The sequence below is a fragment of the Streptomyces sp. DSM 120436 genome, from assembly GCF_055778765.1.
Map to the genome: position 1 here is coordinate 3,340,054 of NZ_JBSKBS010000001.1, position 23,032 is coordinate 3,363,085.

Annotated in this window: 21 protein-coding genes and 1 riboswitch; of the genes, 4 read left to right on the forward strand and 17 right to left on the reverse strand. The window is 74.2% G+C overall.

Going from position 1 to position 23,032, the window contains the following annotated elements; translation table 11 throughout:
- Positions 1 to 392: 392 nt before the first annotated feature.
- Positions 393 to 1,121 (forward strand): glycoside hydrolase family 11 protein, encoded by a 729-nt coding sequence (locus tag ACWH4W_RS14985; protein WP_473076217.1) that lies wholly within the window; start codon positions 393 to 395, stop codon positions 1,119 to 1,121.
- A 103-nt stretch (positions 1,122 to 1,224) separates the two neighbouring features.
- Here the strand turns inward: ACWH4W_RS14985 and ACWH4W_RS14990 are convergent, their stop codons facing one another.
- The 4 genes from ACWH4W_RS14990 to ACWH4W_RS15005 form a co-directional block, all read right to left on the reverse strand.
- Positions 1,225 to 1,995, reverse strand: a complete 771-nt coding sequence (locus ACWH4W_RS14990) for an ABC transporter ATP-binding protein (protein ID WP_473076218.1) — start codon at positions 1,993 to 1,995, stop codon at positions 1,225 to 1,227.
- Positions 1,992 to 3,107: a FecCD family ABC transporter permease gene (locus ACWH4W_RS14995; protein WP_473076219.1), complete on the reverse strand. Its 1,116-nt coding sequence runs from the start codon at positions 3,105 to 3,107 to the stop codon at positions 1,992 to 1,994. Before ACWH4W_RS14995 ends, ACWH4W_RS14990 begins: the two co-directional genes overlap by 4 nt.
- Positions 3,104 to 4,147, reverse strand: a complete 1,044-nt coding sequence (locus tag ACWH4W_RS15000) for an ABC transporter substrate-binding protein (protein WP_473076220.1) — start codon at positions 4,145 to 4,147, stop codon at positions 3,104 to 3,106. Before ACWH4W_RS15000 ends, ACWH4W_RS14995 begins: the two co-directional genes overlap by 4 nt.
- Before the next feature lie 30 nt (positions 4,148 to 4,177).
- Positions 4,178 to 4,363: riboswitch (cobalamin riboswitch) on the reverse strand.
- Positions 4,364 to 4,630: 267 nt separating this feature from the next.
- Entirely contained in the window at positions 4,631 to 6,463 is a 1,833-nt protein-coding gene (locus tag ACWH4W_RS15005; protein WP_473076221.1) for a thiamine pyrophosphate-requiring protein, read from the reverse strand.
- 181 nt (positions 6,464 to 6,644) lie between these two features.
- Between ACWH4W_RS15005 and ACWH4W_RS15010 the strand changes: the two genes are divergently transcribed.
- The 3 genes from ACWH4W_RS15010 (at position 6,645) to ACWH4W_RS15020 (ending at position 8,577) form a co-directional block, all read left to right on the forward strand.
- On the forward strand, positions 6,645 to 7,445 hold the full coding sequence (locus ACWH4W_RS15010) for an SDR family NAD(P)-dependent oxidoreductase (RefSeq protein WP_473076222.1): 801 nt from the start codon (positions 6,645 to 6,647) through the stop codon (positions 7,443 to 7,445).
- Between the two features lie 90 nt (positions 7,446 to 7,535).
- Positions 7,536 to 7,730, forward strand: a complete 195-nt coding sequence (locus ACWH4W_RS15015) for a hypothetical protein (RefSeq protein ID WP_473076223.1) — start codon at positions 7,536 to 7,538, stop codon at positions 7,728 to 7,730.
- Positions 7,731 to 7,893: 163 nt separating this feature from the next.
- Complete coding sequence (locus ACWH4W_RS15020) at positions 7,894 to 8,577, forward strand: phosphatase PAP2 family protein (RefSeq protein WP_473076224.1); 684 nt, start codon at positions 7,894 to 7,896, stop codon at positions 8,575 to 8,577.
- 9 nt (positions 8,578 to 8,586) lie between these two features.
- On the opposite strand, the gene ACWH4W_RS15025 is transcribed toward ACWH4W_RS15020, so the two are convergent.
- The 13 genes from ACWH4W_RS15025 to ACWH4W_RS15085 are packed head-to-tail and all read right to left on the reverse strand — an operon-like array spanning position 8,587 to position 23,030.
- Positions 8,587 to 9,912, reverse strand: coding sequence for a glutamate-1-semialdehyde 2,1-aminomutase (locus ACWH4W_RS15025; protein WP_473077502.1), 1,326 nt, complete (start codon positions 9,910 to 9,912; stop codon positions 8,587 to 8,589).
- 11 nt (positions 9,913 to 9,923) lie between these two features.
- Positions 9,924 to 10,499, reverse strand: coding sequence for a dTDP-4-dehydrorhamnose 3,5-epimerase (gene rfbC, locus ACWH4W_RS15030; RefSeq protein ID WP_473076225.1), 576 nt, complete (start codon positions 10,497 to 10,499; stop codon positions 9,924 to 9,926).
- Positions 10,496 to 11,701 carry a polysaccharide pyruvyl transferase family protein gene (locus ACWH4W_RS15035; protein ID WP_473077503.1) on the reverse strand — a complete coding sequence of 402 codons (1,206 nt, stop codon included), beginning with the start codon at positions 11,699 to 11,701 and terminating at the stop codon, positions 10,496 to 10,498. Before ACWH4W_RS15035 ends, rfbC begins: the two co-directional genes overlap by 4 nt.
- An 11-nt stretch (positions 11,702 to 11,712) precedes the next feature.
- A complete protein-coding gene (locus ACWH4W_RS15040) occupies positions 11,713 to 12,660 on the reverse strand; it encodes a glycosyltransferase family 2 protein (protein ID WP_473076226.1) in 948 nt (315 codons plus the stop codon).
- Entirely contained in the window at positions 12,657 to 13,964 is a 1,308-nt protein-coding gene (locus ACWH4W_RS15045) for an MATE family efflux transporter (RefSeq protein ID WP_473076227.1), read from the reverse strand. The genes ACWH4W_RS15040 and ACWH4W_RS15045 overlap by 4 nt, the downstream gene beginning before the upstream one ends.
- A gap of 5 nt (positions 13,965 to 13,969) precedes the next feature.
- Positions 13,970 to 15,253: a DUF4910 domain-containing protein gene (locus ACWH4W_RS15050; RefSeq protein ID WP_473076228.1), complete on the reverse strand. Its 1,284-nt coding sequence runs from the start codon at positions 15,251 to 15,253 to the stop codon at positions 13,970 to 13,972.
- Positions 15,241 to 16,266 carry an NAD-dependent epimerase/dehydratase family protein gene (locus tag ACWH4W_RS15055; RefSeq protein ID WP_473076229.1) on the reverse strand — a complete coding sequence of 342 codons (1,026 nt, stop codon included), beginning with the start codon at positions 16,264 to 16,266 and terminating at the stop codon, positions 15,241 to 15,243. Before ACWH4W_RS15055 ends, ACWH4W_RS15050 begins: the two co-directional genes overlap by 13 nt.
- A 4-nt stretch (positions 16,267 to 16,270) precedes the next feature.
- Positions 16,271 to 16,918, reverse strand: coding sequence for a PIG-L deacetylase family protein (locus ACWH4W_RS15060; RefSeq protein ID WP_473076230.1), 648 nt, complete (start codon positions 16,916 to 16,918; stop codon positions 16,271 to 16,273).
- Positions 16,915 to 17,709: a glycosyltransferase family protein gene (locus tag ACWH4W_RS15065; RefSeq protein WP_473076231.1), complete on the reverse strand. Its 795-nt coding sequence runs from the start codon at positions 17,707 to 17,709 to the stop codon at positions 16,915 to 16,917. Before ACWH4W_RS15065 ends, ACWH4W_RS15060 begins: the two co-directional genes overlap by 4 nt.
- The gene (locus ACWH4W_RS15070; RefSeq protein ID WP_473076232.1) at positions 17,706 to 18,941 is read right to left on the reverse strand and encodes a class I SAM-dependent methyltransferase; all 1,236 of its coding nucleotides are present in this window, start codon (positions 18,939 to 18,941) and stop codon (positions 17,706 to 17,708) included. Before ACWH4W_RS15070 ends, ACWH4W_RS15065 begins: the two co-directional genes overlap by 4 nt.
- Positions 18,938 to 20,203: a glycosyltransferase gene (locus tag ACWH4W_RS15075; protein WP_473076233.1), complete on the reverse strand. Its 1,266-nt coding sequence runs from the start codon at positions 20,201 to 20,203 to the stop codon at positions 18,938 to 18,940. Before ACWH4W_RS15075 ends, ACWH4W_RS15070 begins: the two co-directional genes overlap by 4 nt.
- Complete coding sequence (locus ACWH4W_RS15080) at positions 20,204 to 21,457, reverse strand: O-antigen ligase domain-containing protein (RefSeq protein WP_473076234.1); 1,254 nt, start codon at positions 21,455 to 21,457, stop codon at positions 20,204 to 20,206.
- On the reverse strand, positions 21,450 to 23,030 hold the full coding sequence (locus ACWH4W_RS15085; protein ID WP_473076235.1) for a right-handed parallel beta-helix repeat-containing protein: 1,581 nt from the start codon (positions 23,028 to 23,030) through the stop codon (positions 21,450 to 21,452). Before ACWH4W_RS15085 ends, ACWH4W_RS15080 begins: the two co-directional genes overlap by 8 nt.
- Positions 23,031 to 23,032 lie beyond the last annotated feature (2 nt).

The following is a 23,032-nucleotide window of genomic DNA, read 5'->3' on the forward strand; positions in this document are numbered from 1 at the left end:
TACCTGTGCCGGGTGGGTGGGCCGGGACGGTGTGGGTGCTGTGCAGGGAGTGGGTTCCTGGGGCCGCTCCACTGTGTCGAAAGTTTCGATTTCGCCTCTCGGGATTGCGTGGACAAGTCTCTGTCTTTGGTTCCCCCCTGGGTGGCGCGCTTCCCGTGTTGCCGATTGACCAGCGATTACCGCTGGATCGGGGTTCTGCTTGTGGCGTCGAAGTTTCCGAAAGGTTGTCGAAACCGTTGACACGGTCATGTCGCTCTACGAACACTGTGGCCACCGCACGACAGCCAACCTCCGTCCCCCGGACGCCACTTGGTCGGGACGGTGGTCGGCCATGCAAGGCCGCGGGCGGCAGCAGCCGCCCGGCCCCCCACCAGCCTTCATCGGGAGGACGCATGAACCAGGACGGCAAGCGGCACGAGGCCCAGCAGAACCCCGCCCCCTTCAGCGGCCTGAGCCGACGCGGCTTCCTCGTCGGCACCGGCGCCGGCGCCGCCGTGCTCGCCACCGGGTCGGGGCTGCTGGCGCCCGGCACCGCCCACGCCGCCACCACCATCACCACCAACCAGACCGGCTACGACGGCATGTACTACTCGTTCTGGACCGACGGCGGCGGCTCCGTCTCCATGACGCTCAACGGCGGCGGCAGCTACAGCACCCGGTGGACCAACTGCGGCAACTTCGTCGCCGGCAAGGGCTGGGGCAACGGCGGACGCAGGACGGTCCGGTACACCGGCTACTTCAACCCGTCGGGCAACGGCTACGGCTGCCTCTACGGCTGGACCTCGAACCCGCTGGTCGAGTACTACATCGTCGACAACTGGGGCAGCTACCGGCCCACCGGCGAGCACCGGGGCACCGTCACCAGCGACGGCGGCACGTACGACATCTACCGGACGACCCGGTACAACGCTCCGTCCGTCGAGGGCACCCGCACCTTCGACCAGTACTGGAGCGTCCGCCGGTCGAAGGTGACCAGCGGCTCCGGCACCATCACCACCGGGAACCACTTCGACGCCTGGGCGCGCGCGGGCCTGAACCTGGGCCAGTTCAGGTACTACATGATCATGGCCACCGAGGGCTACCAGAGCAGCGGAAGCTCCACCATCACGGTCTCCGGCTGATCCCGTAGCCGGAACCGGGGCGGCGGGGCGGGCGACGCGTCCGCCGCCCTTCCGGGCGCCGCACCGGCCCCGTGAGCACACCGCTCACGGGGCCCTTCCGCGGTCACGGGAGGAAGGTCACCTGGGGAGCGCCCGTGCGCGGATGGACGGCGACCTCGGCCGCCACGCCGTAGACCTCGGCCAGCAGGCGGGGCGTCAGGACGTCCGCGGGCGGGCCCGAGGCCGTGACCCGGCCGGCGTGCAGGACGTAGAGGCGGTCGCAGTAGCGGGCGGCGAGGTTGAGGTCGTGCAGGGCGGCCAGGACCGTCGCGGGCAGCCTCCGCAGGGTGCCGAGAAGCTCGAGCTGGTGCCGGACGTCGAGGTGGTTGGTCGGCTCGTCCAGGACCAGCAGCGCGGGCTGCTGGGCGAGGGCGCGGGCGATGAGGACGCGCTGGCGCTCGCCCCCGGAGAGCAGGTCGAAGGGGCGGTGGGCCAGACTCGTGGCGTCGACCGCCTCGAGCGCCGACGCGATCGCACCGGCGTCCTCGGCGGTGTCGCCGTCGAGCAGCCGCTTGTGCGGGGTGCGGCCCATGGCGACGACCTCGCGCACCGAGAGGCCGAACGAGGCGTCCGTCTCCTGCACCACCGCCGCCACCGTCCGGGCCAGTCGCCGCACGGGCAGCGACCAGGCGTCGGCGCCGTCGACGGACACCCGGCCGGCCGCGGGGCGCAGGACGCGGTAGACGGCGCGCAGCAGGCTGGACTTCCCGCTGCCGTTGGGACCGACCAGGCCGATCACCTCGCCGGGGCGGGCGGTCAGGGAGACCTCCTCGACCAGCCGGTGCGCGCCGGCGGTGAGGGTGACCGTGTCGATGACGAGTTCGGTGCCGGTCATGGCGCTCCTCGGCCGGTGCTCCGGCGGGCGTCGCGGCGCATCAGCCACAGGAAGAACGGGCCGCCGCACAGGGCGGTCAGCACGCCGACGGGGATCTCCATGGGCGCCGCGACGACGCGGGCGGCGATGTCCGCCCAGACCAGGAAGACCGCGCCGCCGAGGGCCGCCGTCGGCAGGACGCGCCGGTGGTCGCCGCCGACGGCGATGCGGACGATGTGCGGCACCATCAGGCCGATGAATCCGATCGGACCGCACGCCGCCACCAGGACGCCGGTGACGAGGGAGAGCAGGACGAACAGGCGGGCGCGGAAGCGGGCCACGTCCAGGCCCATCGTGGTCGCGGCCTCCTCACCGGCGAGCAGGAGGTTGAGGTTGCGGGCCTGCACCATGAGGACGGCGACCCCCAGGAGCAGGGCCGCGCCGGGCAGCCGGACCATGTCCCAGGTGACCCCGCCGAGGCCGCCCAGGGTCCAGGCGAGGACCGCGCGGGCCTCGTTGCCCCGGTCGGTGGCGAGCAGCAGCAGGTCCAGCACGGCGGTGAGCATCGCGGCGACGGCCACACCGGACAGCACCAGCCGTGCCGACGTGATGCGGCCGCCGGTGCGGGCGGTGGCGTAGACGAGCGCCAGGGCGCCCAGCGCGCCCGCGAACGCGGCGGCCGGCAGCGACGCCGGCCCGAACAGGGTCACCCCGAACACGATCACCGACACGGCGCCCAGGGACGCCCCCGAGGAGACGCCGAGCAGGTAGGGCTCGGCGAGCGGGTTGCGGATCAGGGCCTGCAGGGCGGTGCCCACGACCGCGAGGCCCGCACCGGCCACGGCTCCGAGGAGCACGCGCGGCGCGCGCACGTCCAGCACGATGGTCTCCCGCGCCCGCGACCAGTCCGGTTCCGTCCAGCCGGCGCCCAGCGCGTGCGTCACGATGCCCCACACCTGGCCGGGCGGCACCCGCACCGACCCGATGGCCAGACCGGCGGTGGCGGAGAGCGCCAGGGCGACGGCCAGGACGACGAGGGTGACGGTGAGGCCGGCCCGCCCGGCCCGCCCGTCGTCCCCGTGCCGTCGTCGCGCGGCCCGCTCGGCGCCGGTCCCGACGGCCGGGGCCGTCACGCGAAGCTCTCGGGGTGGAGGCCGCGGGCCAGGTCCTCCACCGCGTAGGCGGACCGGACGCCCACCAGGGTGGCGGTCAGCGGCAGGACGACGAACCGCTCGTTCCTGATGGCGGGCACGTCCTGGAGAGCGGGCCGGGAGAGCAGGAACTCCTTCTTGCGTTCCACGCTGCCGGCGCCGGCGTAGTCGTAGATCGCGATGACCTCCGGCCTGCGCTCGACGACCTGCTCCCAGGAGACGTCGCCGAAGACGTCGTCGAGGTCGGCGAAGACGTTCTCGCCGCCGGCCAGCCGGATCAGTTCGGTGCCCAGGCTCCTGCCGCCCGCGGTGAAGGCGGTCCGGTCGCCGCTGTCGTAGACGAAGACGGGCACCTTCGGCGCGTCCGCGACCTTTCCGGCGGCCTTCTCGACACGGTCCTCGAGCTCGGCGACCAGCGCGTCGGCCCGCTCCGGGACGCCGAAGATCCGGCCGACGGTGCGGATCTCGTCGTAGGTGTCCCGCATCGTGACCCGCTTCCTGCCGCAGTACTCGCGGTTGAGGTGGGTGTCGACGCCGGCGTCGGCGAACGCCTTGCGGGAACGGCCCTCGTTCTCGGCGAAGGCGCTGCCGTAACCGCCGTAGACGAGGTCCGGACCGGCCTCCAGGACCGTCTCGAACGACGGCTCCTTCCTGGACAGTTCGGGGATCGACGCGTAGTCCTTCCGCAGCTCGGGCAGGACCGGGGAGTCGGGGAAGGCGGTGCCGACCATGCGGTCCCCCAGACCGAGGGCGAGCATCAGTTCCGCCGGGTGCTGGTGGATGGTGACGACGCGCGCGGGCGGCTTCTCGTAGGTGGTCCGCACACCGCAGTTGTCGACGGTGACGGGGAAGCCCTCGGCCGGTGCGGCCGGCGCCTTCGCGTCCTGGGCGGCGCCCGGCGACGCTCCGCAGCCGGCGGTCAGCAGGGCGGCCGCGAGGGCGAGGGCGGCGGCGGCCGACCGCACGGCGGGCCGCCTGCGGGCAGGGGTGGACAGGGCGGGACGGGACGTGCCGTCGTACACGTGAAGCCTCCTGGGGAGTCCGCGCTCCTCGGAACGGGCCCGCGACAGGCCAGTGTCCTGACTCCCGGATCGACGCTTCCCCTGACCTTCCCGCGCGGCGCGCAGTGGCACGTGGAAGGGGTGCACTCCCCGGTCACAGTGGCGGGACCGTGCCGGACTCGCACCGGCTTCCTGTCTCCCGTCGCGGTGTTGATGACCCGTCGATCCTACGAGTCGGCCCCCGCGGGACGAAAGGGCGGGGGCGGGTGTCCGCGTCCGCCCCGGAGCGGCGGCGTCCCGCCCCGCCCGCCGGTGATCTGCGCCCGGCCGGGTGCGGGGCGCTTCCGGAGACGCCGGACCGAGGCGCCCCTCGGCGCGGGACCGGGCGGAGGGGCCATGGACGGCGTGCGCGACCGGGCCGGGGCGCCGGACGGCAGGTGCGGGCGGGGGCCACGGACGGCGGGTGCGGAGGGCGCGCGGTCCGGGGGAGGCGCGGCGCCGGGCTCAGGCGCTGTCGTCCGGGCCCGCGCCCGGCCGGCCGGCGCGGTGGCGGGTGCCGGGGAGCATCTCCTGGACCTTCGCCTTCAGACCCTGCCGCACCATCGAGCCGCGGTCGCTGTCGCCCTTGAGGATCGCGGCGGCCGCCGCCTCGATCTGGTCCAGGGACGCGTGCGGCGGGATCGGCGGCACCGCCGGGTCGGTGCGGAAGTCGATGACGAACGGCCGGTCCGCGGCGAGCGCCCGGTCCCACGCGGCCTCGACCTGCTTCGGCTTCTCCACCCGGACCCCGTCCAGGCCCATGCGCCGGGCGATGTCCGCGTACGGCAGGTCCGGGATGGCCTGCGACTCCTCGAACTGCGGCGCGCCGGACATGGCCCGCATCTCCCAGGTGACCTGGTTGAGGTCGCCGTTGTTCAGCACGGCGACGATCAGCCGGGGATCGGGCCACTCGCGGTAGTACTTCGCCGCCGTGACCATCTCCATCATGCCGTTCATCTGCATGGCCCCGTCCCCGACCAGGGCGATGGCCGGCCGGTCGGGGTGGGCGAACTTCGCGCCGATGCAGTACGGCACACCGGGGCCCATCGTCGCCAGCGTCCCGGACAGCGAGCCGCGCATCCGGCCGCGCAGCCGCAGGTGCCGGGCGTACCAGTTGGCGGCCGAGCCGGAGTCGGCGGCGAGGATCACGTCGTCGGGCAGCCTGCCGTCCAGGGCGTGCACCACGTACTCCGGGTTCACCGGGTCCGCGCTCACGGCGGCGCGCCGCTGCATCACCTCCCACCAGCGGGCGACGTTCTTCTCGACCTGCTCCCGCCAGGCCCGGTCCTCCTTGCGGTGCAGACGCGGCAGCAGCCGCCGCAGGGTCTCGCGGGCGTCGCCGACCAGGTTCACCTCGTTCGGGTAGCGCAGGCCGATCATGTGCGGGTCGATGTCGATCTGCACGGCCCGCGCCTGGTCCAGCTCCGGCAGGAACTGCGTGTACGGGAAGCTGGACCCGATCATCAGCAGCGTGTCGCAGTCCCGCATCAGCTCGTACGAGGGGCGGGTCCCCAGCAGCCCGATGGAGCCGGTGACGTACGGCAGGTCGTCGGGCAGGGCGTCCTTGCCGAGCAGCGCCTTCGCCACCCCGGCGCCCAGCACGTCCGCGAGCCGCTCGACCTCCTCGCGGGCGCCGCGTGCGCCCTGCCCGATCAGCACGGCGACCTTCTCGCCCGCGTTCAGCACGTCGGCGGCCCGCTGGAGGTCCTCGTCGGCGGGGACCGGCGCGTACCGGCCCAGGCCGAGGCTGGAGGGCACCATCTTGAAGGCGTGCGTGGGCGGGCTGTAGTCCATCTCCTGCACGTCGCCCGGCAGGATGACCGCGGTGACCGTGCGCCGGGCGTACGCGGTGCGGAAGGCGCGGTCGATCAGGTTCGGCAACTGCTCGGGGACCGTCGCCGTCTCGCAGAAGTCGGACGCGACGTCCTTGAAGAGCGCGGCGAGGTCCACCTCCTGCTGGTAGGAGCCGCCCATGGCGCTGCGGTTCGTCTGCCCGACCAGCGCGACGACCGGGACGTGGTCCAGCTTGGCGTCGTAGAGGCCGTTCAGCAGGTGGATCGCGCCGGGGCCCGAGGTCGCCGCGCACACGCCGGCCCTGCCGGAGAACTTCGCGTAGCCGACGGCCTGGAAGGCGGACATCTCCTCGTGCCGCGCCTGGACGAACTTCGGCCGGTTGTCGGCGCGGCCCCAGGCGGCCAGCAGTCCGTTGATGCCGTCGCCCGCGTAGCCGAAGACATGGTCGACGTCCCAGTCGCGCAGCCGCTGGAGGATGAAGTCGGACACCTTCGTGCTGGCCATGCGGACTCCGTTTCTGCTCCCGCCGGCGGACGGCCGGTCCCCGGCGCCGGGACAGGGGGGCGCGGCGCGGCCCCGGGCGTGCGGGGCGCGCCACCGCGCGGGTAACCGGGCGGACGGGCGGGAAACGTCGGCCGGGGCGGGCGGGGTGCGTGACCCGGACCGGCGGGGTTACCCGTCCGGCATGACTGACACACGGCCACTCGCACTGATCACCGGCGCGTCCAGCGGCATCGGCCTCGAGCTGGCCGGACAGTTCGCGTCGCACGGCTACGACCTGGTGGTGAACGCCGAGGACGAGGAGCTGCAGGGCGCGGCGGAGAAGCTGGGGGAGTCGGGCGCGCAGGTGCGCGCGGTGCGCGCCGACCTGCGGACCGGCGAGGGACGCTTCCTGCTCCTCGACGCGCTCGACGGCCTGACCGTCGACGTCGCCGTCCTCAACGCCGGGGTCGGCCGGGGCGGCGCCTTCGTGGACACCGACCTCACCGACGACCAGGAGGTCATCGACCTCAACGTCACCGCGACCGTGCGGCTGGCCAAGCCGCTGCTGCGGGCGATGGTGGCGCGCGGCGCGGGACGGCTCGCCTTCACCTCCTCCGTCGCCGCCCAGATGCCCGGCTCCTTCCAGCCGGTCTACAACGCCTCCAAGTCGTTCGTGCAGAGCTTCGCGCAGGCGCTGGCGGAGGAGGTGAAGGACACCGGGGTGACGGTCACCGCCTTCATGCCGGGACCGACGGAGACGGAGTTCTTCGACCGGGCCGGCATGACCGACGACACCCGCATGGGCTCCATGAAGAAGGACCCCCCGGCCCAGGTGGCCGAGCAGGCGTTCGAAGCGATCGTGAAGGGCGAGAGGAAGGCCGTCACCGGGTCGCTGATGACCAAGGCGCAGGGCCTGGCCGGGAAGGTGCTGCCCGACGGCGTGAAGGCGGCGGCCCACCGGCGGCTGGCCGAGCCGGGGACGGGCGACGGCGCGCGGGACTGATCCGGGCGGCCGGGCGTTTCGGCCCGCGCGCACGAGACACCCGGTGAGCGGCAGGCGCACCGAGGCGCAGGCGACGCAAGGAGGAAACCGATGTCGAATCCGCAACAGCCCGAGCTGCGGCGCAGTGAAAAGGGCGGGGGCACGCCGCAGGACAGCGGGGAACGCAAGGCGTCCCAGCCCGGCCGGGGCGACGGCGGGCGCGCCCACGGCACCGACCGCGGGAACAAGGGCGGCGGCCGGGGCGGCGGCACGCCCCCGGAGCAGCAGCCGGACCACCCGGCCTGAGGGGCCGCCCATCGACGGCGGGGGCGCCGCGCGCGAGCGGCGCCCCCGCCGTCGTGCCGGGCGCGGGCGCGCACGGCGCCCGAGTACCGCCGGTTTGCGCCGCCCGTTCCCCAACCGCCCGCCCCCTTCCGTCGGTTAGGCTGACGCGGGGCGTTGCACGGGGGTGGGCGGCACGGTGACGGTGACGGACGGCAAGGTGACCGCCGCGGCGGTGCTGCCCGTGGTGCTGCGCCGCCGCCTCGCGGTCGTCGCCGTGCTCGCCGCGCTGGTGGTCGTCGCGCTCGGGGTCCGGTACGCCGGTGACGACGGACCCGGCCGGACGGACGCGCGGATCGGGGAGGCGGCGTACGGGGTCGGGGCGCCGTGGGGGCACATCGCCTCCGCGACGGACTTCCTCGGCGACCCGGCGGGCGCGCTCCTGCTGCTCACGGCCGGCGTCCTCGGCTGCCTGGGGGCCCGCCGTCCCCGCGCCGCCGTGCTGCTCCTCGCCGGTCCGGGGCTGGCCGTCGGGGTGACGCGGCTGCTCAAGCCACTGGCCGCCCGCACCATCCACGGCGACGAGAACCTGGCCTACCCGAGCGGGCACACCGCCTTCCTCACCGCCCTGGCCCTCACCCTGGCGCTGCTCGCGGCGGGGCGGCACGGGCTCGGGCCGGCGGCCGGCGCCGCCCTCGCGCTGGGCGCCGCCTTCGCCGCCGGAGCCGTCATGGGCTGGGCGCAGGTCGCCACCGGGGCGCACTACGCGACCGACACCGTGGGCGGTTGCTGCACCGCCCTGGCGGTGGTGCCGGCGGCGGCCTGGGGGATCGACCGTACGGCCGACTCCCCGCGCCGCCGCGCGCGGTGACGGCTCGCCTCACGCCCTCGGCCGGAACACCGGCCGTACCGGCCTGCCCCCCAGCCACGGCGTCGGATCACCCGCGTCCAACGCCTTGCGGTAGACCGCGCACGCCTGGCCGACCACGTCCACCGTGCGGTCGATGTCGGACTCCTCCAGCGCGCTGCTCACCACGAACGACGGGGCGAGCACCCCGCCCGTCAGCAGGCGGCGCAGGAACAGCGTCCGGTACTCCTGCGAGGGCCGTCCCCGCGCGTCGAGCGTCGCGAAGACCAGGTTGCTCGCGCGGCCCCGCACGACCACGTGCTCGGCGACGCCCATCGCGGCCGCCGCGTCCCGGACCCCGGCGGCCAGCCGCTCGCCCAGCGCGTGCAGCCGCGCGGTGACGCCCTCCTCCACGTAGGCGGCCTGCACCGCCATCGCCGCCGCCAGGGCGTGCGTCTCCGCGCCGTGCGTGGTGGACAGCAGGAACACCCGGTCGGCGTCGTGGCGCAGCCCGCCCCGCTCCATCAGCGCCCGGCGCCCGGCCAGCGCGGACACCGCGAAGCCGTTGCCCAGCGCCTTGCCGAAGGTGGAGAGGTCGGGGGTCACCCCGTACAGGCCCTGGGCGCCCGCCTCGGACCAGCGGAAGCCGGTGATCATCTCGTCGAAGACCAGCACGCAGCCGTGCCGGTCGGCCAGGTCGCGCAGCCCGGCGAGGTAACCGGGCGGCGGCTCGGTCTGGGCGGCGGGCTCCAGGATCAGGCAGGCGATCTCGCCCGGGTACCGCTCGAACAGCTCCTCCGTGGCGGTCAGGTCGCCGTAGGGGAAGGTGACCGTCAGGTCCATGGTCGCCCGCGGGACGCCCGCCGGCATCGGGGTGGTGCCGATGAACCAGTCGTCGACCGAGAAGAACGGATGGTCGGCGCAGAGCGCCACCCGGGGACGCCCGGTGACGGCGCGCGCCAGCCGGACCGCCGCCGTGGTCGCGTCGGAGCCGTTCTTCGCGAACTTGACCATCTCGGCGGTCGGCACCGTGGCGAGGAACCGCTCCGCCGCCTCCGCCTCCACCACCGACGGGCGCACGAAGTTGCTGCCCCGGTCGAGTTCCCGCCGCACCGCCTCCAGCACCCGCGGATGGGCGTGGCCGAGGCTCACCGACCGCAGCCCCGAGCCGTACTCGATGTAGCGGTTGCCGTCGACGTCCCACACATGGGCGCCGCGCCCGTGACTGATGACCGGCGCCAGGTCCTGCGGGTACTGGTCGTCGCCCTTGGCGTAGGTGTGCGCCCCGCCGGGGACCAGCGCGTGCAGCCGTTCGTTGACCGCCTGCGACAGCGGCAGCCGCGGCTCCTCCCCGCTCATGACGTCCCCGCTCATGACGGCCTCACCGCCGTCCGCCGCTCCTCCAGCGTCCTCAGCGCCTCCGCGAGGCCCGGCGCCTCGCGGTCCCGTTCGGACGTCATGGTGACCGGAAGCGGCCAGGGGACGGCCAGTTCCGGGTCGTCGAAGGCGATCGTCACGTCCTGTGCCGGGTCGTGCGGACGGTCGATCCGGTACGACGTGTCGGCGGTGTCCGTCAGCGCCTGGAAGCCGTGCGCGCAGCCCGCCGGGACGTACAGCGTCGCCTGCGTGTCGCCGGACAGCTCGAACGTGGCCCGGCCCCGGTACGTCGGCGAGCCGGGCCGCAGGTCCACCACCACGTCGAAGATCCGCCCGTGGGAACAGCGCACCAGCTTGGCCTCCCCCTCGCCGGACCGCAGATGCATGCCGCGCACCACGCCCCGCACCGAACGGGAGAGGCTGTCCTGGACGAAGGCGTCCGGGTCGATGCCCACGGAACGCGCCACGTCCGCGTCGAACGTGCGGCAGAAGAAGCCGCGCTCGTCGGTGAACGGCGTCGGCTCGAACAGGAACGCCCCGGCGACCGCCGGGACCTCGGTCACCTTCACGGGTTCTCCTGTCGTGCGGGGGTGGGGGCGGGGGCGGACCTCTGGATCAGGGCGGACAGCGCGGCGAACTGCCGCCGGACCCGCCCGACGAGCACCGGGTTCCGTCCGGCGAGGGTCCGCCGCACCGCCGGCCGGTTCCGCTCCAGCTCCCGGAACTGCTCCAGCAGCCGGCCCGCGTCGATCTCGCGCGCCGCGTGGCAGTACTCGCCCACGCCCATGTCCGCCATCAGCCGGTCGCTCTTCGCCGCGTAGCTCAGGGCGAGCACCGGGGTGCCGACCTTCAGCGCGCAGACCAGGTTGTGGTAGCGGGTCGCCACCACGGTGTCCGCGACCGCCATCTCCTTCATCAGGTCGCCCAGGGACGCCGTCGCGGCGGCGGTGACCAGCGGCGAGTCCACCGCCTCGAGGATCGCCTCGGTCACCGGCCGGTCGACGTCGTCGCCGGTGAGCAGCCGCACCGGCCTGCCCTCGGCGGCCAGGGCGCGCACGAACCGCGTGGTGCCGTCCAGGTAGCGGCGGCGCAGCTCCTCCGCCCGGTCCCGCTCGTCGTTGTTCCCGCCGAAGTCCATGACGCCCACGCACACCGGTCCGGGCGGTCCCGTCGGGTCGCCCGGCGGGGGAGTGGACAGGGCGAACACCAGGTCCGTGTAGACCTCGTCGCCCCGGGTGTCCACGCCCGTCGCCCGCATCGCGTCCCGCGACAGCGTGTCCCGGTACGACCGGTACGCGGCCAGCCGCGCCGCCCACCGGATCAGCGTCCGCACCGCCCGGCTGCCGGTCTCGGACGCCCCGACGCCGACCAGCGCGACCGGGGTGCCGAGCAGCCGCCCGGCCGCGCACACCAGGAACAGCGAGTACGGCATGCCCCACGGCCGCAGCGGCAGCGTGCTCTCCAGGATGCCGGTGCCCGGCACGACCACCACGTCGTGCCGGCGCACCCAGGCCGCGATGCGGAAGGCGTCCACCAGCTTGCCCGCGCCCTTGCCCGCGACGTCCTTCAGCCGCGAGGCGGTGCGGTACTCCCCGCGGTACCAGTGCAGCCGCGCCGCCGGGATCCCGTACCGGGCCGTGACGGTCTCGGGTCCGCCGCACAGGGCGTCCAGGGCCGCGTCCGGGTGTGCGGCGCGGAGGTGGCCCAGCACGGCCTCCAGCGACCCGTCGTTGCCGACGTTCCCGGAGCCGAACAGGCCGAAGATGCCCACACGAGGGGACGTCACGCGCCCCTCCTCTCACGGCCGGCGACCAGGGCGTCGACGGAGACGCCCAGCGCGGCCGGGTCCACCGGGGCCCGGTCCTCGACCCGCTCGCCGGCGCCCGGCCGGACCCGGCCGGCCGCCCACGCGGCCAGGTGCCGGTAGCAGGCGCGCCGGTCGGCGGCGGACAGCGGCGCCCGCCTGACCGCCGAGACGAACCCCCACACGTACTCGGCGAGCAGCCGGGGCGTCGGGTGCAGCGGTCCGGCCCGGCGGGGGTCCAGGTTGACGCAGCGGGCGCGCTTGGAGGGGTTGGCCCGCTCGGCGCGGGTGGGGTGGTCGCGGCGGAAGTACAGCAGCTCCGGCACCTGGTGGAAGGGGCCGTGCAGGGTGATCTCGGCGACGAACGTGCGGTCCGCGTGGTGGTAGCTGTCGTGCGGCTTCACCCGGCGCAGCACGTCGGCCCGCATCACCCCGTAGAAGTCGTCGCCGCCCGGCTCGAACAGCAGGCTGCGGAAGCGCTCCGGCGCGTGCGGCGAGGCGGTGGCGAGCGTGTACGCGTAGGGCACCTTGACCTTGCCGTCGCCGTCGATGACGGCCTGGTCGCTGTGCGCGAGGATCACGTCCGGGCGCTCGTCCAGCGCCTCCACGCAGCGTTTCAGCAGGTCCCGGGCGTACAGGTCGTCGTGCGAGGCCCACTTGAACAGCTCGCCGCGGCACTGGGTGAAGACGTAGTTGTGGTTGGGCGCGGCGCCGATGTTCCGGGGCAGCCGGAGGTACCGGATCCGGGAGTCCTGCGCGGCGTACCGGCGGCAGATGTCCTGGGTGCCGTCGGTCGACGCGTTGTCGGAGATGACCAACTCGAACTCCTCGTACGTCTGGCCGAGCAGGGCCTCCAGCGACTCGGCGAGGTACTCCTCGCCGTTGTACACGGGAAGGCCGATGCTCAGCCGGGGTTGCGCGGTCATGACGTCCTCACTTCACGGATGGGATCTCGGTGGTGCTCGCGCAGGGCGACGCGCAGATGCAGCCACCACGCGGCCGAGCCGCACACGGAGGCGGCGGCGGCGCCCCAGGCGGAACCGACGGTGCCGCCGAGGGCCGCACCGCCGATCCCGAGGCCGACGTAGCAGACGGAGGCGAAGATCTGGCACCGCAGACTGAGCCGGGCCGCGCCGAGCGCGCGCAGCCCGGCGGCCGCTCCGGTGCCGACACCGGCCCCCGCGACACTGAGGGTGGCCGGCACGATGAGTTCCTCGGCGCCGGGCCAGACGTCGCCGAGGACGAGCTCGCCCGCCCGGTCCGGCATCAGCAGCAGCACGCCGCCCCACAGCAGGGCGGCGACCGCCTGACCGCCGCCCAGGAACAGGCAGAACCGGCCCAGCCGGTGCGGGGCCTGCCGCAGCATCCGCGCCGCCTCCGCCACGGTGACCAGCGTCAGCCCCATCAGCACGGCCAGGAACGGACCCTGCAGCAGCTCGGCGCCCCGGACGACGCCGACCGCGCCGACGCCGACGATCGCGCCGAGCCCGTACGCGCGCAGCTGGCTCGCGCCGCTCACGCACGTGTTCTCGACCAGGTACCGGTAGCCCAGGTCACGGTGGTCGCGGACCCACGCCCGGGCCCCGGCCGGCCGGGGCAGGATGCCGGACTGCGCCCAGCCGTACGCCCCCGCCACCGCGGCCGAACCGCCCCAGGCGAGCAGGAACGCGGGCACGGTGCCCACCCGGGCCGCCACGACCATGGCGGGGACCAGCGCCACGCCCCACACCACGTCGTTGACGAACGCCTTCCGGCCGACGCCGGCCGCGAAGAACGAGTACCGCCAGGCGTCCTGCAGCAGCAGGCCGGGCAGCACCACGCCCAGGCAGCCGAACGCGGCCCCCACACCGCCGCCGAGCAGCGGCCACAGCGCCAGGCACGCCGCGCCGACGACCGCGCCGACGCCCAGCGAGGTGCCCGTGGAGCGGGCCACCGCCTGCCGCCAGGACGCCTCGGACACGCCGCTGAACCGCACCACGAGCGGGTCGGTGGCCAGCCCCCGGGAGACGCTGAGCACCACGCCGTAGGTCACCCAGGCCAGGCTGAACACGCCGAACGCGGTCAGTCCCAGCGAGCGCGCCACGTACACGCCCACGACGAAGTTGGACAGGCTGGAGGCCGCCTGGTCGGCCAGCCCCCACGACAGCCGGCCCGCGACGGCCCGCGTGACGGTGCGGGCCGGCCGCTCCGGCGCCGGAGCCGGCGGCGTCCTGTCCCCCTCGGCGGCCACCGGCCTCACGCCTTGACCAGTCCGGCGCCGTGCAGGGCGTCGGCCGCCGCGACGACGGTGTCGAACGGCAGACCGGACCGCTCGGCCACGTCCAGCAGACCGTGCTCGCCGTCGGAGAGGCTGAGCACCCACAGCATCGCCAGCTGGGCCTCCTGCGCGTCGCTGCGGCCGCCGAGCGCCCCGTAGAGCCCGCGCCGGCCCAACTGCGGCTCCCCGTACGGGCTGAGGTTGACGTACCGGCGGTTGCGGTCGAGCACGGCGAACGCCTCCCGGCAGACGGCGAGGGTGTCCTCCATCGCCTCCGGGGACACGAAGTCCAGGTCGTCCGCCGAGGTGTGGTACTCCGGGTAGCCGGCGTACGGGGTCCGGCTGAGGGAGCCCACACCGAGGTCGAAGCCCGGCGAGCAGAACTGCCGCTCGTCGTAGCCGTACGGCGTGAACTCCCGTATCTCGTGCGGCCGTCCGGAGGCCTGAAGCACGTACCGCATCACCCGGTCGATCTCCGCGTCCCCGCGCCTGCTCCGCTTGTACGTCAGCGAGCCCCGGTCGCCCGCGCACGCCAGCACCAGCCCGTGCCTCACCCGCTCCACCCGCCCGGCGTTGCGGGCCAGCCAGGTGATCGCCCCGATGGTGCCGGGCGCGAACAGGAACCGGTACGTGTGGTACGGCGTGCCCCGGGCCAGCGACCGGGCGAGGAACACCGCCACCGCGATGCCGGCCAGGTTGTCGTTGGCCAGCGACGGGTGGCAGACGTGACTGGAGACGATCACCTCGTCCGGCACCTGCCCCGGCACCACGTGCTCGGCGTAGGTGAGGTGCCCGTCCGCGAGGGTGGAGTCGATCCGCACCTCGTACTCGCCGTCCGGCAGCGCGTCCAGGGTCTCCTGCGCCAGGCAGAACCCCCAGTCCGGCTTGTAGTAACTGGTCCGGTACGGCACCCACGTCGGGTGCTCGGGCAGGGTGTGCAGGCGCGGGCGCAGCTCGGACAGCGGCATCCGCGCCGCCACCGGCACGCTGTACCCGAGCACGTGCAGGCTGGAGTCGGCGAGGTCGACGACCCGCCGGCCGGACGGGTCGGCGATCCACGCCTCCCGGACGTTCCACTCCTGCGGCACCGTCCAGTCGAGCACCTGCGTGCCGGTGGGCACCTCGTGCACCTCCAGCGGCAGGTGCTCCCCGACGATGTCCAGGGTGGCGCGCACCCCGTCGCCGGTGATGCTCCGGCACAGCGGGTACAGCCGCTCCACCAGGGCGTGCATCTCCTCGCCCGGCGTGGTCACGACCGCCACCGCAGGGTGTCGTCGACCGCGCCCGCGTCGGACGCCGCGCGCAGCACGGCCAGCCGGGTGAACCGCTGCTCGAAGTCCTCCCGGGTCAGCCCGTGCGCCCGGTAGGCGTCGGCGAGTTCCAGCGCGCCCCGCTTCACCGTCCACTCGCACGTGAAGCCGGGGACCGCCGCGCGGAACCGGGAGAAGTCCACCCGGTAGGAGCGCGGATCGGCCCCCGTCTCCCCGGTGATCACCACCTTGGAGCCGTCCACCGCCTCCGCGACCTGCTGGGCGATCTCCGCGACCGTGACGTTGTTGACCTCGCTGCCGATGTTGAACGCCCGGTCGTGCACCGCCTCCCGCGGCGCCTGGAGGGCGGCCGTGAACGCGCGGGCGATGTCCGCGGCGTGCACCAGCGGGCGCCACGGCGTGCCGTCGGACAGCACCAGCACCTCACCGGACAGCAGGGCGTGGCCCACCAGGTTGTTCAGCACGATGTCGGCGCGCAGCCGCGGCGAGTACCCGAAGGCGGTCGCGTTGCGCATGTACACCGGGCTGAAGTCGTCGTCGGCCAGCTCGTGCAGGTCGTCCTCCACCCGCACCTTGGACTCGGCGTACGGCGTCACCGGGCGCAGCGGGGCGTCCTCGGCCACCAGCTCGTCACCGCCCGCGGCGCCGTAGACCGAGCAGGTCGAGGCGTACAGGAAGCGCCGCACCCCCGCGTCGCGGGCCAGCCTCGCCAGCCGCACGGACGCGTGGTGGTTGATGTCGTAGGTGAGTTCCGGCGCCAGCGCCCCCAGCGGGTCGTTGGACAGGGCGGCCAGGTGGACCACGGCGTCCACCCCGGCCACGTGGTCGGCCGTGACGTCCCGCAGGTCCACCCGCGTCCCCGGCGGGTCCGCGGGCCTCGGCCCCAGCACGCAGTCGGCGAACAGGCCGGCGTCCAGCCCGACGACCTCGTGTCCGGCGGCCGTGAGCACCGGGGCCATCACGGTGCCCAGATAGCCCTGGTGTCCGGTGAGCAGTACGCGCAAGGTTTCAACCCCCCAGGTCGACAGTGAGTTTGGTGACGGCGAACGCCTCGGCGTAGCGCGCGTTGCTTTCGATGCCGCGGATCCGGGCGAGCCCGAGGAAGGCCTCCCGGTCGTACCAGGGCCGGTGCCGCTGCGAGGGGTAGTGCTCCTGCAGCAGCCGCGCCTTGTCCTCGGCCGTCCCGGGCGCCAGCGGCTGGTACACCACCGGACGGCCCAGGTCCCCGTCCCACTTGACGATCTCGTAACCGAGCACGAGATGGTCGCGGAACGCGGTGGTGACCAGCTCGGCCAGGCCGCGGTGGTCCTGGTGCGCGTCCTCGGTGCGCGGCGCCAGCACCAGGTCGGGCTCGGTGCGGGCGCGCAGCTCCTCGACCGCGGCCTTGGCCTGCGCCCAGTGCGCGGGCAGCCGCCCGTCGGGCATCTTGTCCACGGTCAGCCGCAGGTCGGCGCCGGGGCAGAACGCGGCGAGCGCCTCCCGCTCCTCCTGCTCGCGCTCCGTCCCGCCGCCGGACAGCACCAGCGCGTCGACCCGCAGCCCGGGGCGGGCCCGGCACAGGGTCAGCAGGGTGCCGCCGGCGCCGATGGCGATGTCGTCGCAGTGCGCGCCCACCGCGACGACCCGCTCCAGCCGCCCGGTCCCCAGCCGGATCACGCGCTCACCCCCGCCCCCGCGCGCTCCCACACGGCCCACGGCCGGTCCCCCCGGGCATAGGCCTCGTCCAGCGCCGTGCGCTCCTTCACGGTGTCGGTCGGCTGCCAGAAGCCGCGGTGCTGCTGCGCGACGAGCCTTCCCCGCTTGGCCAGTTCGGCACACCCGTCGGCGACGAGATCTCCGTTCTCGGGGATGTGGTCGAAGATCTCCTGGCGCAGCACGAAGTAGCCGCCGTTCTCCCACAGCGGCAGCTCGCTCACCGGGGTGATGCCGCCCACCAGGCCGTCCTGGCCCAGCTCGACGCAGTGGAACGACGACTGCGGCGGCACCACCATCATCGACGCGCCCGCGTCCCGGCGGGAGAAGCGCTCGATCATCTCCGGCAGCGGGGCGTCGGTGAGCACGTCCGCGTAGTTGGCGAGGAACATCTCGTCGCCGTCCAGGTGGTGGCGCACCCGGCGCAGCCGCTCACCGATCGGCGACTCGATGCCGGTCTGCGCGAACGTGATGGTCCAGTCCGCGATGTCGGTGGACAGCAGCTCGGTGCGTCCGCCGCGCAGCACGAAGTCGTTGGACGTGGTCTCCTCGTAGTTGAGGAAGAAGTCCTTGATGTGGTGGGCGCCGTAGCCCAGGCACAGGATGAACTCCTTGTGCCCGAAGTGCGCGTAGTAGCGCATCACGTGCCAGATCAGCGGGCGCGGGCCGACCATCGCCATCGGCTTGGGGACGTCGTCGGACGCCCCGGCGCGCATGCGCAGCCCGTAACCGCCGCAGAACAGTACGACCTTCATCGCTGGACCTCGACAATGCTCAGTTCCGGGATGGGGAAGACCAGCCGGCCGCCCCACTCGTGCACGTACGACAACTGCTCGACCAGTTCGGCGCGCAGGTTCCAGGGCAGCACCAGCACGTAGTCCGGCCGGTCGGCGGCGATCCGCTCCGGCGGCAGGATCGGGACACGCGTGCCCGGGGTGTACCGGCCGTGTTTGTAGGGGTTGCGGTCCACCGTGTACGGCAGCAGGTCGGGCCGGACGCCGCAGTGGTTGAGCAGCGTGTTGCCCTTGCCCGGCGCGCCGTACCCGACGACCGTCTCACCGCGCTCGGCCGCGTCGACGAGGAACCGCAGCAGGTCCCGGCGCACCTTGGCCACCCGGGCGGAGAACTCGGTGTACCCGGACAGTTCCTGCAGCCCGGCGGCCTTCTCCCGGGCCAGCACGTCGGCCACCCGGCGGCTCGGCTCGCCGGCCGCCTCGTCGGGGCGGGCCCACAGCCGCAGCGAACCGCCGTGCGTGGGCAGCAGCTCCACGTCCACCAGCGTCAGCCCGCCGCTGGCCAGCGCCCGGATCGCGGACGCCACCGTGTAGTACTGGAAGTGCTCGTGGTAGATCGTGTCGTACTGGTTCTCCTCGATCAGAGTCAGCAGGTGCTGCACCTCGATCGAGACCCAGCCGTCGTCGGCGACCAGGGCGCGCAGGCCCTTCGTGAAGCCGATGACGTCGGGGATGTGCGCGTACACGTTGTTGGCGACCACCAGGTCGGCCGGGCCGTGCTCGGCGCGCACCGCCGCACCGGTCTCAGGGCTCAGGAACGCGGTGTGCGTGGGCACGCCCGCCTCCCGCGCCGCCGCGCCGACGTTCACCGACGGCTCGACGCCCAGGCAGCGGACGCCCCGGTCGACCACGTGCCGCAGCAGATAGCCGTCGTTGCTCGCCACCTCCACCACGAAGGAGTCCTCGCCGAGCCCCAGCCGCGCGGCCGCGTCCTCCACGAACACCCGCGCGTGCTCCACCCAGGAGGAGGAGTACGAGGAGAAGTACGCGTACTCGCTGAACGTCTCCTCCGGTGTGATCAGCGGCGGGATCTGCGCCAGCCAGCAGTCCGTGCACACCCGCAGGTGCAACGGGTACGTCGGCTCCGGCGCGTCCAGTCGCTCCGCCGCGAGAAAGCTCTCGCACGGCGGGGTCGCCCCCAGGTCGACGACGCTCTCCAGCGCCGTCGCACCGCACAGTCGGCAACGTGTCATCTGCTTCCCCCATCCCGCTCGCGCGGGTCCCCCCGGCGCGAGTCCGTGTGCGTGTCCCCCCGCGACGGACCGGTCCCGCCGCGTCCCGCGATCGCCGCGCGGTACCCCTCCTCCAGGCGCTCCAGCCCGACCTCCGGGCTGAAGCCCCGCTCGTACCGGAGCCGGGCCGCCCGGCCCATGTCCCGGTTGCGCCCGCCCTCCGCGGTGATCCGGCGCAGCGCGGCGGCCAGCGACGCGGCGTCGTCCGGCCGGTGCAGCAGCCCGGTCACCCCGTCCTCGACCAGCTCGGTGAAGGCGCCGTGCCCGGCGGCGACGGCCGGCACCCCCGCCGCCATCGCCTCCACCACGACCAGCCCGAACGCCTCCTTCCACGTCGACGGCGCCACCACGGCCACCGCATCCGCCACGGCCCGCCGGCACCGCACCCGGTCGTACAGGCCGGCGTAACGCACGTCGTCCCGGCCCGCCGCCCAGGCCGCCACCTCCGCCTCCAGCGGGCCGGTGCCGGCGATCACCAGCGGCACCCCCACCCCGCCGGCAGCGGCGAGCTCGTCCCACGCGGCCATCAGCAGCCGGACGCCCTTGACCTCCGCGAGCCGCCCCAGGTACAGCAGGTGCGCGCCCGGACCGGTGCGGCGCACGTCCGTCTCGGGCACGAAGTTGTGCTTCACCACGAGCCGTCCGGCCGGCATCCCGGCGTCCACCAGCACCTCGCGCTGCGCCGCCGAGATGCAGAAGAACCGCTCCACGCCCGACCACCAGCGCCGCCGGTTGACCGACAGGCTCACCGCGAGCGGCACCGTCGCCGCCCGGCTGTTCCGGTAGCAGCCGTGCCGGACGGCGGGCAGCGGCGCCCGGCCCACGCACGCGGTGCACGGCGAGCCGTCCCGGTGCAGGGTGCCCGGCGGGCACACCTGGGTGTAGTTGTGCAGCGTGGCGACGGCCGGCACCCCGGCGTCCGCGCAGGCGGCGATCACCGCGGGCGACAGCAGCGGGAAGACGTTGTGGACGTGCACCACGTCCGGCCGTTCGGCGCGCAGCCGCTGCGCCAGCCGGGTGCGCACCGCCGGGTTCCACGGCACCAGCAGCGGTATCGCGGCCTTGGCGGGCAGCGAGCGGGCGGCGATGTCGTCGCTGCGCCGCTCGAACACCCCGACCCGGTGGCCGCCCTCCCGCAGCAGCGCCACCTCCTGGTCGACGACCTTGTTCTCCCCGCTCGGCTGTGCCGACGCGTAGCGGTTGTGCACCACCATGACGTGCATTCACACCACCTCCTTCCCGGGGACCGGCCGCGCAAGGGGCCGTCGGGCGGGTTCCGGCGCCGGCGGCCCGGACCCGGGCGCCGGCCGGGCCGCGGGGGACACCAGCAGCGAGGCCGCCACCGCCAGGTGCAGCAGGTACGGCGAGGCGTCGCCCAGACCGGCCTCGGTGTACGAGGCGATCCCGCAGTAGGTGATCAGGAACAGCGCGCAGGCCCGCGCCGGCGACGGCGGCCGCAGCAGCGCCACCGTGGCCAGCACCAGCACGAACCCCGCCACCAGCGCCACGCCCAGCAGACCCTGCTCGTGGTAGACCGACAGCCAGCTGTTGTCGATGGGCAGCCCGTCGAACGACTTGTCGCCCAGCCCGACGCCGAACAACCGCTCCGCCCCCGTCCGGGGGGCGTTCAGCAGCGCCTCCCACACCTTGGCCCGGCCGGTGAGGGAGGAGAAGTTCTCCTCGGTCTGCCCGCGCAGGAACCACGCCTGGAGCAGGGACCCGAACGCGACCGCGGCGACGGCGGCGTACAGCACCGCCCAGCCGAACCAGCGGCGGGCGACGGCGCTGGTCAGCATCATCGAGCCGAGCGCCACCGCCAGACCGGCGAGCAGCCCGATGGTGGCCGTCCGGGTGTGCGTCAGGGCGAGCAGCGCCAGCGACGGCACGATCACCAGCGCGGCGCTGCGCCCGTCGGTGCGGCGGCCCAGCACCAGCAGCACGGCGAGCCCCACGACCACCGCCGCGTACTGCCCGATCTGCGGCGGCGTCAGCGGCCACAGCGCCCCCACCAGCCGGCCGCCGTAGAGGTCGGGCAGGGCGGCGCCCGGCGACAGCAGCAGCCCCGCGGCCACCGAGCACAGCACCAGGAAGTACCAGCGGATGTGGAACCGTACGAACGCGGTGGAGCCGTCCCACCAGCGGCTGAGCAGCCACAGCGTGGCGACGAACACCGCGAACCGGCCGCAGCGGAACAGCGCCCCGAAACCGGCGCTCAGGTCCGCGCTGGAGATCAGGCTCGGCACCAGCAGCAGGCTGAGCAGCAGCAGGAACGCGCTGGCCCGCACCCGCAGCCGCAGGTTGAGGGCGAGCGCCAGCACGAACGCGGCCACCAGCGCGCCCATCGTGACCATCTGGATCAGCGACCGGGGCAGCGGCACGATGGTCACGGCCCCGGTGGAGCCGAGGGTGTTGAGGACCAGCAGCCCCCACACCACCCCGACCGTCCTCGGCGTGTGCTCCACCCGCACGTCAACCACCGTCCCCGGCGCGGTAGACGCTCCCCGCGTCCTGCCGGTACGGCGCGCCCCGCCACTCCTCGAAGCCGAGCCTTCCGCTCGGGTCGTGGGCGACGAACGTCCACGGCCCCTCGTAGACGTTGTCCCGCCAGCGGTTGTGCTGCTTCAGCGTGATGGCGTCGGCCACCTTCTCGCCCCTGTACGGCGACCAGTCCGGGTAGGTGCCGTAGTTGGCGAGCACCGCCATGCGGTCGCACCCGGACGTGCAGTCCAGCGCCGCCTTGTCCAGCAGGAACCGGTTGTGGTGGATGTCCACCCGCTGGGTCCGCCACCGGCAGTCGGCGTAGAGCGGCGCGGTGGCGATGCCCGGCCGCGAGCAGCGGTCCACGTCCTCGACGAGCAGCGTGCAGGCGCCCGAGGAGGTGTTGGCGGGGCTGTTGCAGAACCGGTCGGCGTTCTCCCACAGGGTGATCGCGTTCCAGTTGTCCTCGAAGAGGTTCCCGGAGATCTCCAGCTTGTCCGTGCGGGCCTCCACCCGGGGCTCGCCGCCGGACTCCGACACGTAGAGGGTGGCGAACGGGAAGGTGTCGCCGCGCTCCGCGTACCGCCGGCCCTCGACCCGGTTGTTCCGCCGGATCGTGTTGTTCCGGACGACCGCGTTGTAGCTGGTCTCGTACATCAGCGCGGCCCCGTGGTTGTCCTCCAGGACGTTGTCCTCGATCAGGAAGTCGTTGTTGTTGGTGTCCGCCCACAGGCCGGTGCCGCGGTTGCCGTGCACCCAGTTGCCGCGCACGTCCGCACCGTCGACGGCCCAGAACTTCACCCCGCCGGTGCAGCCGCAGCCGGGCCGCCTCCGCTCCCAGTCGTGCCGGTTGTTGTCGGTGATCTCGTTGCCCTCCAGCACCAGGTCGCGCAGCGGGCCCGACCCCTTGTACGCGTTCATGCCGTACTGGCCGTTGCCGCGCAGGCAGGTGCCCCGCACCCGCTGGCCGGACCCGGCCATCAGCCCGGCGCCGGAGTTGAACTGGATCCTGGAGTGCTCGATCACCCAGCCGTCGGCCGAGTCGTGGTTGACCACCCCCTCGTCGTGCGGCGCCACGAACCCCTGCACGGTCAGGTGCCGGAGGGTGACGTCGCGCGCGCCGCCGCCGAAGGCGTACTGGTTCGTCCTTCGGCCGTCGAGCACCGCGCCGGGCGCTCCGAGGTAGGTGTTGCCCTCCTTGGGCTCCACCTGGGCGTACCGTTCGCCGGCCAGCCGGTGCCTGCCCGGCCGCAGCCAGAAGACGGTGCCGGCCGGGTGGGCGTTCGTCTTCGCGGAGAGGTCGCCGGGCACCGCCGGGTCCACGGTCACCGCGCCGGCCGGCGCCTTCGCCGGCCCGGGCCTCGGCCTCTCGCACACCCGGGGCACGGTCCGCGGTGCTCCGGCGGTGTCCTCCGGCTGCGTGCGCGCGTCCGGCCTCGACCGCGCGTCCGGCTTCTTCGCCGTCCCGGCCTGCTGCTCGCAGCCGGCGGTCGCCGCCAGCGCCAGCGCCAGCCCGGCCGCGGACGCCCAGCGCCGCCACCGGTGCACGCTCCCTCCTCCACGCGGACCCATCG

What these genes read in the sequence shown, in the direction of transcription:
- ACWH4W_RS15010 (WP_473076222.1), top strand. Translation starts at nt 6,645, where the DNA reads ATGACTGACACACGGCCACTCGCACTGATCACCGGCGCGTCCAGCGGC.
- ACWH4W_RS15015 (WP_473076223.1), top strand. Translation starts at nt 7,536, where the DNA reads ATGTCGAATCCGCAACAGCCCGAGCTGCGGCGCAGTGAAAAGGGCGGG.
- ACWH4W_RS15065 (WP_473076231.1), bottom strand. Translation starts at nt 17,709, where the DNA reads ATGAAGGTCGTACTGTTCTGCGGCGGTTACGGGCTGCGCATGCGCGCC.
- ACWH4W_RS15070 (WP_473076232.1), bottom strand. Translation starts at nt 18,941, where the DNA reads ATGACACGTTGCCGACTGTGCGGTGCGACGGCGCTGGAGAGCGTCGTC.
- ACWH4W_RS15085 (WP_473076235.1), bottom strand. Translation starts at nt 23,030, where the DNA reads ATGGGTCCGCGTGGAGGAGGGAGCGTGCACCGGTGGCGGCGCTGGGCG.
- ACWH4W_RS15040 (WP_473076226.1), bottom strand. Translation starts at nt 12,660, where the DNA reads ATGACCGCGCAACCCCGGCTGAGCATCGGCCTTCCCGTGTACAACGGC.
- ACWH4W_RS15075 (WP_473076233.1), bottom strand. Translation starts at nt 20,203, where the DNA reads ATGCACGTCATGGTGGTGCACAACCGCTACGCGTCGGCACAGCCGAGC.
- ACWH4W_RS15005 (WP_473076221.1), bottom strand. Translation starts at nt 6,463, where the DNA reads ATGGCCAGCACGAAGGTGTCCGACTTCATCCTCCAGCGGCTGCGCGAC.
- ACWH4W_RS15025 (WP_473077502.1), bottom strand. Translation starts at nt 9,912, where the DNA reads ATGAGCGGGGAGGAGCCGCGGCTGCCGCTGTCGCAGGCGGTCAACGAA.
- ACWH4W_RS14985 (WP_473076217.1), top strand. Translation starts at nt 393, where the DNA reads ATGAACCAGGACGGCAAGCGGCACGAGGCCCAGCAGAACCCCGCCCCC.
- ACWH4W_RS14990 (WP_473076218.1), bottom strand. Translation starts at nt 1,995, where the DNA reads ATGACCGGCACCGAACTCGTCATCGACACGGTCACCCTCACCGCCGGC.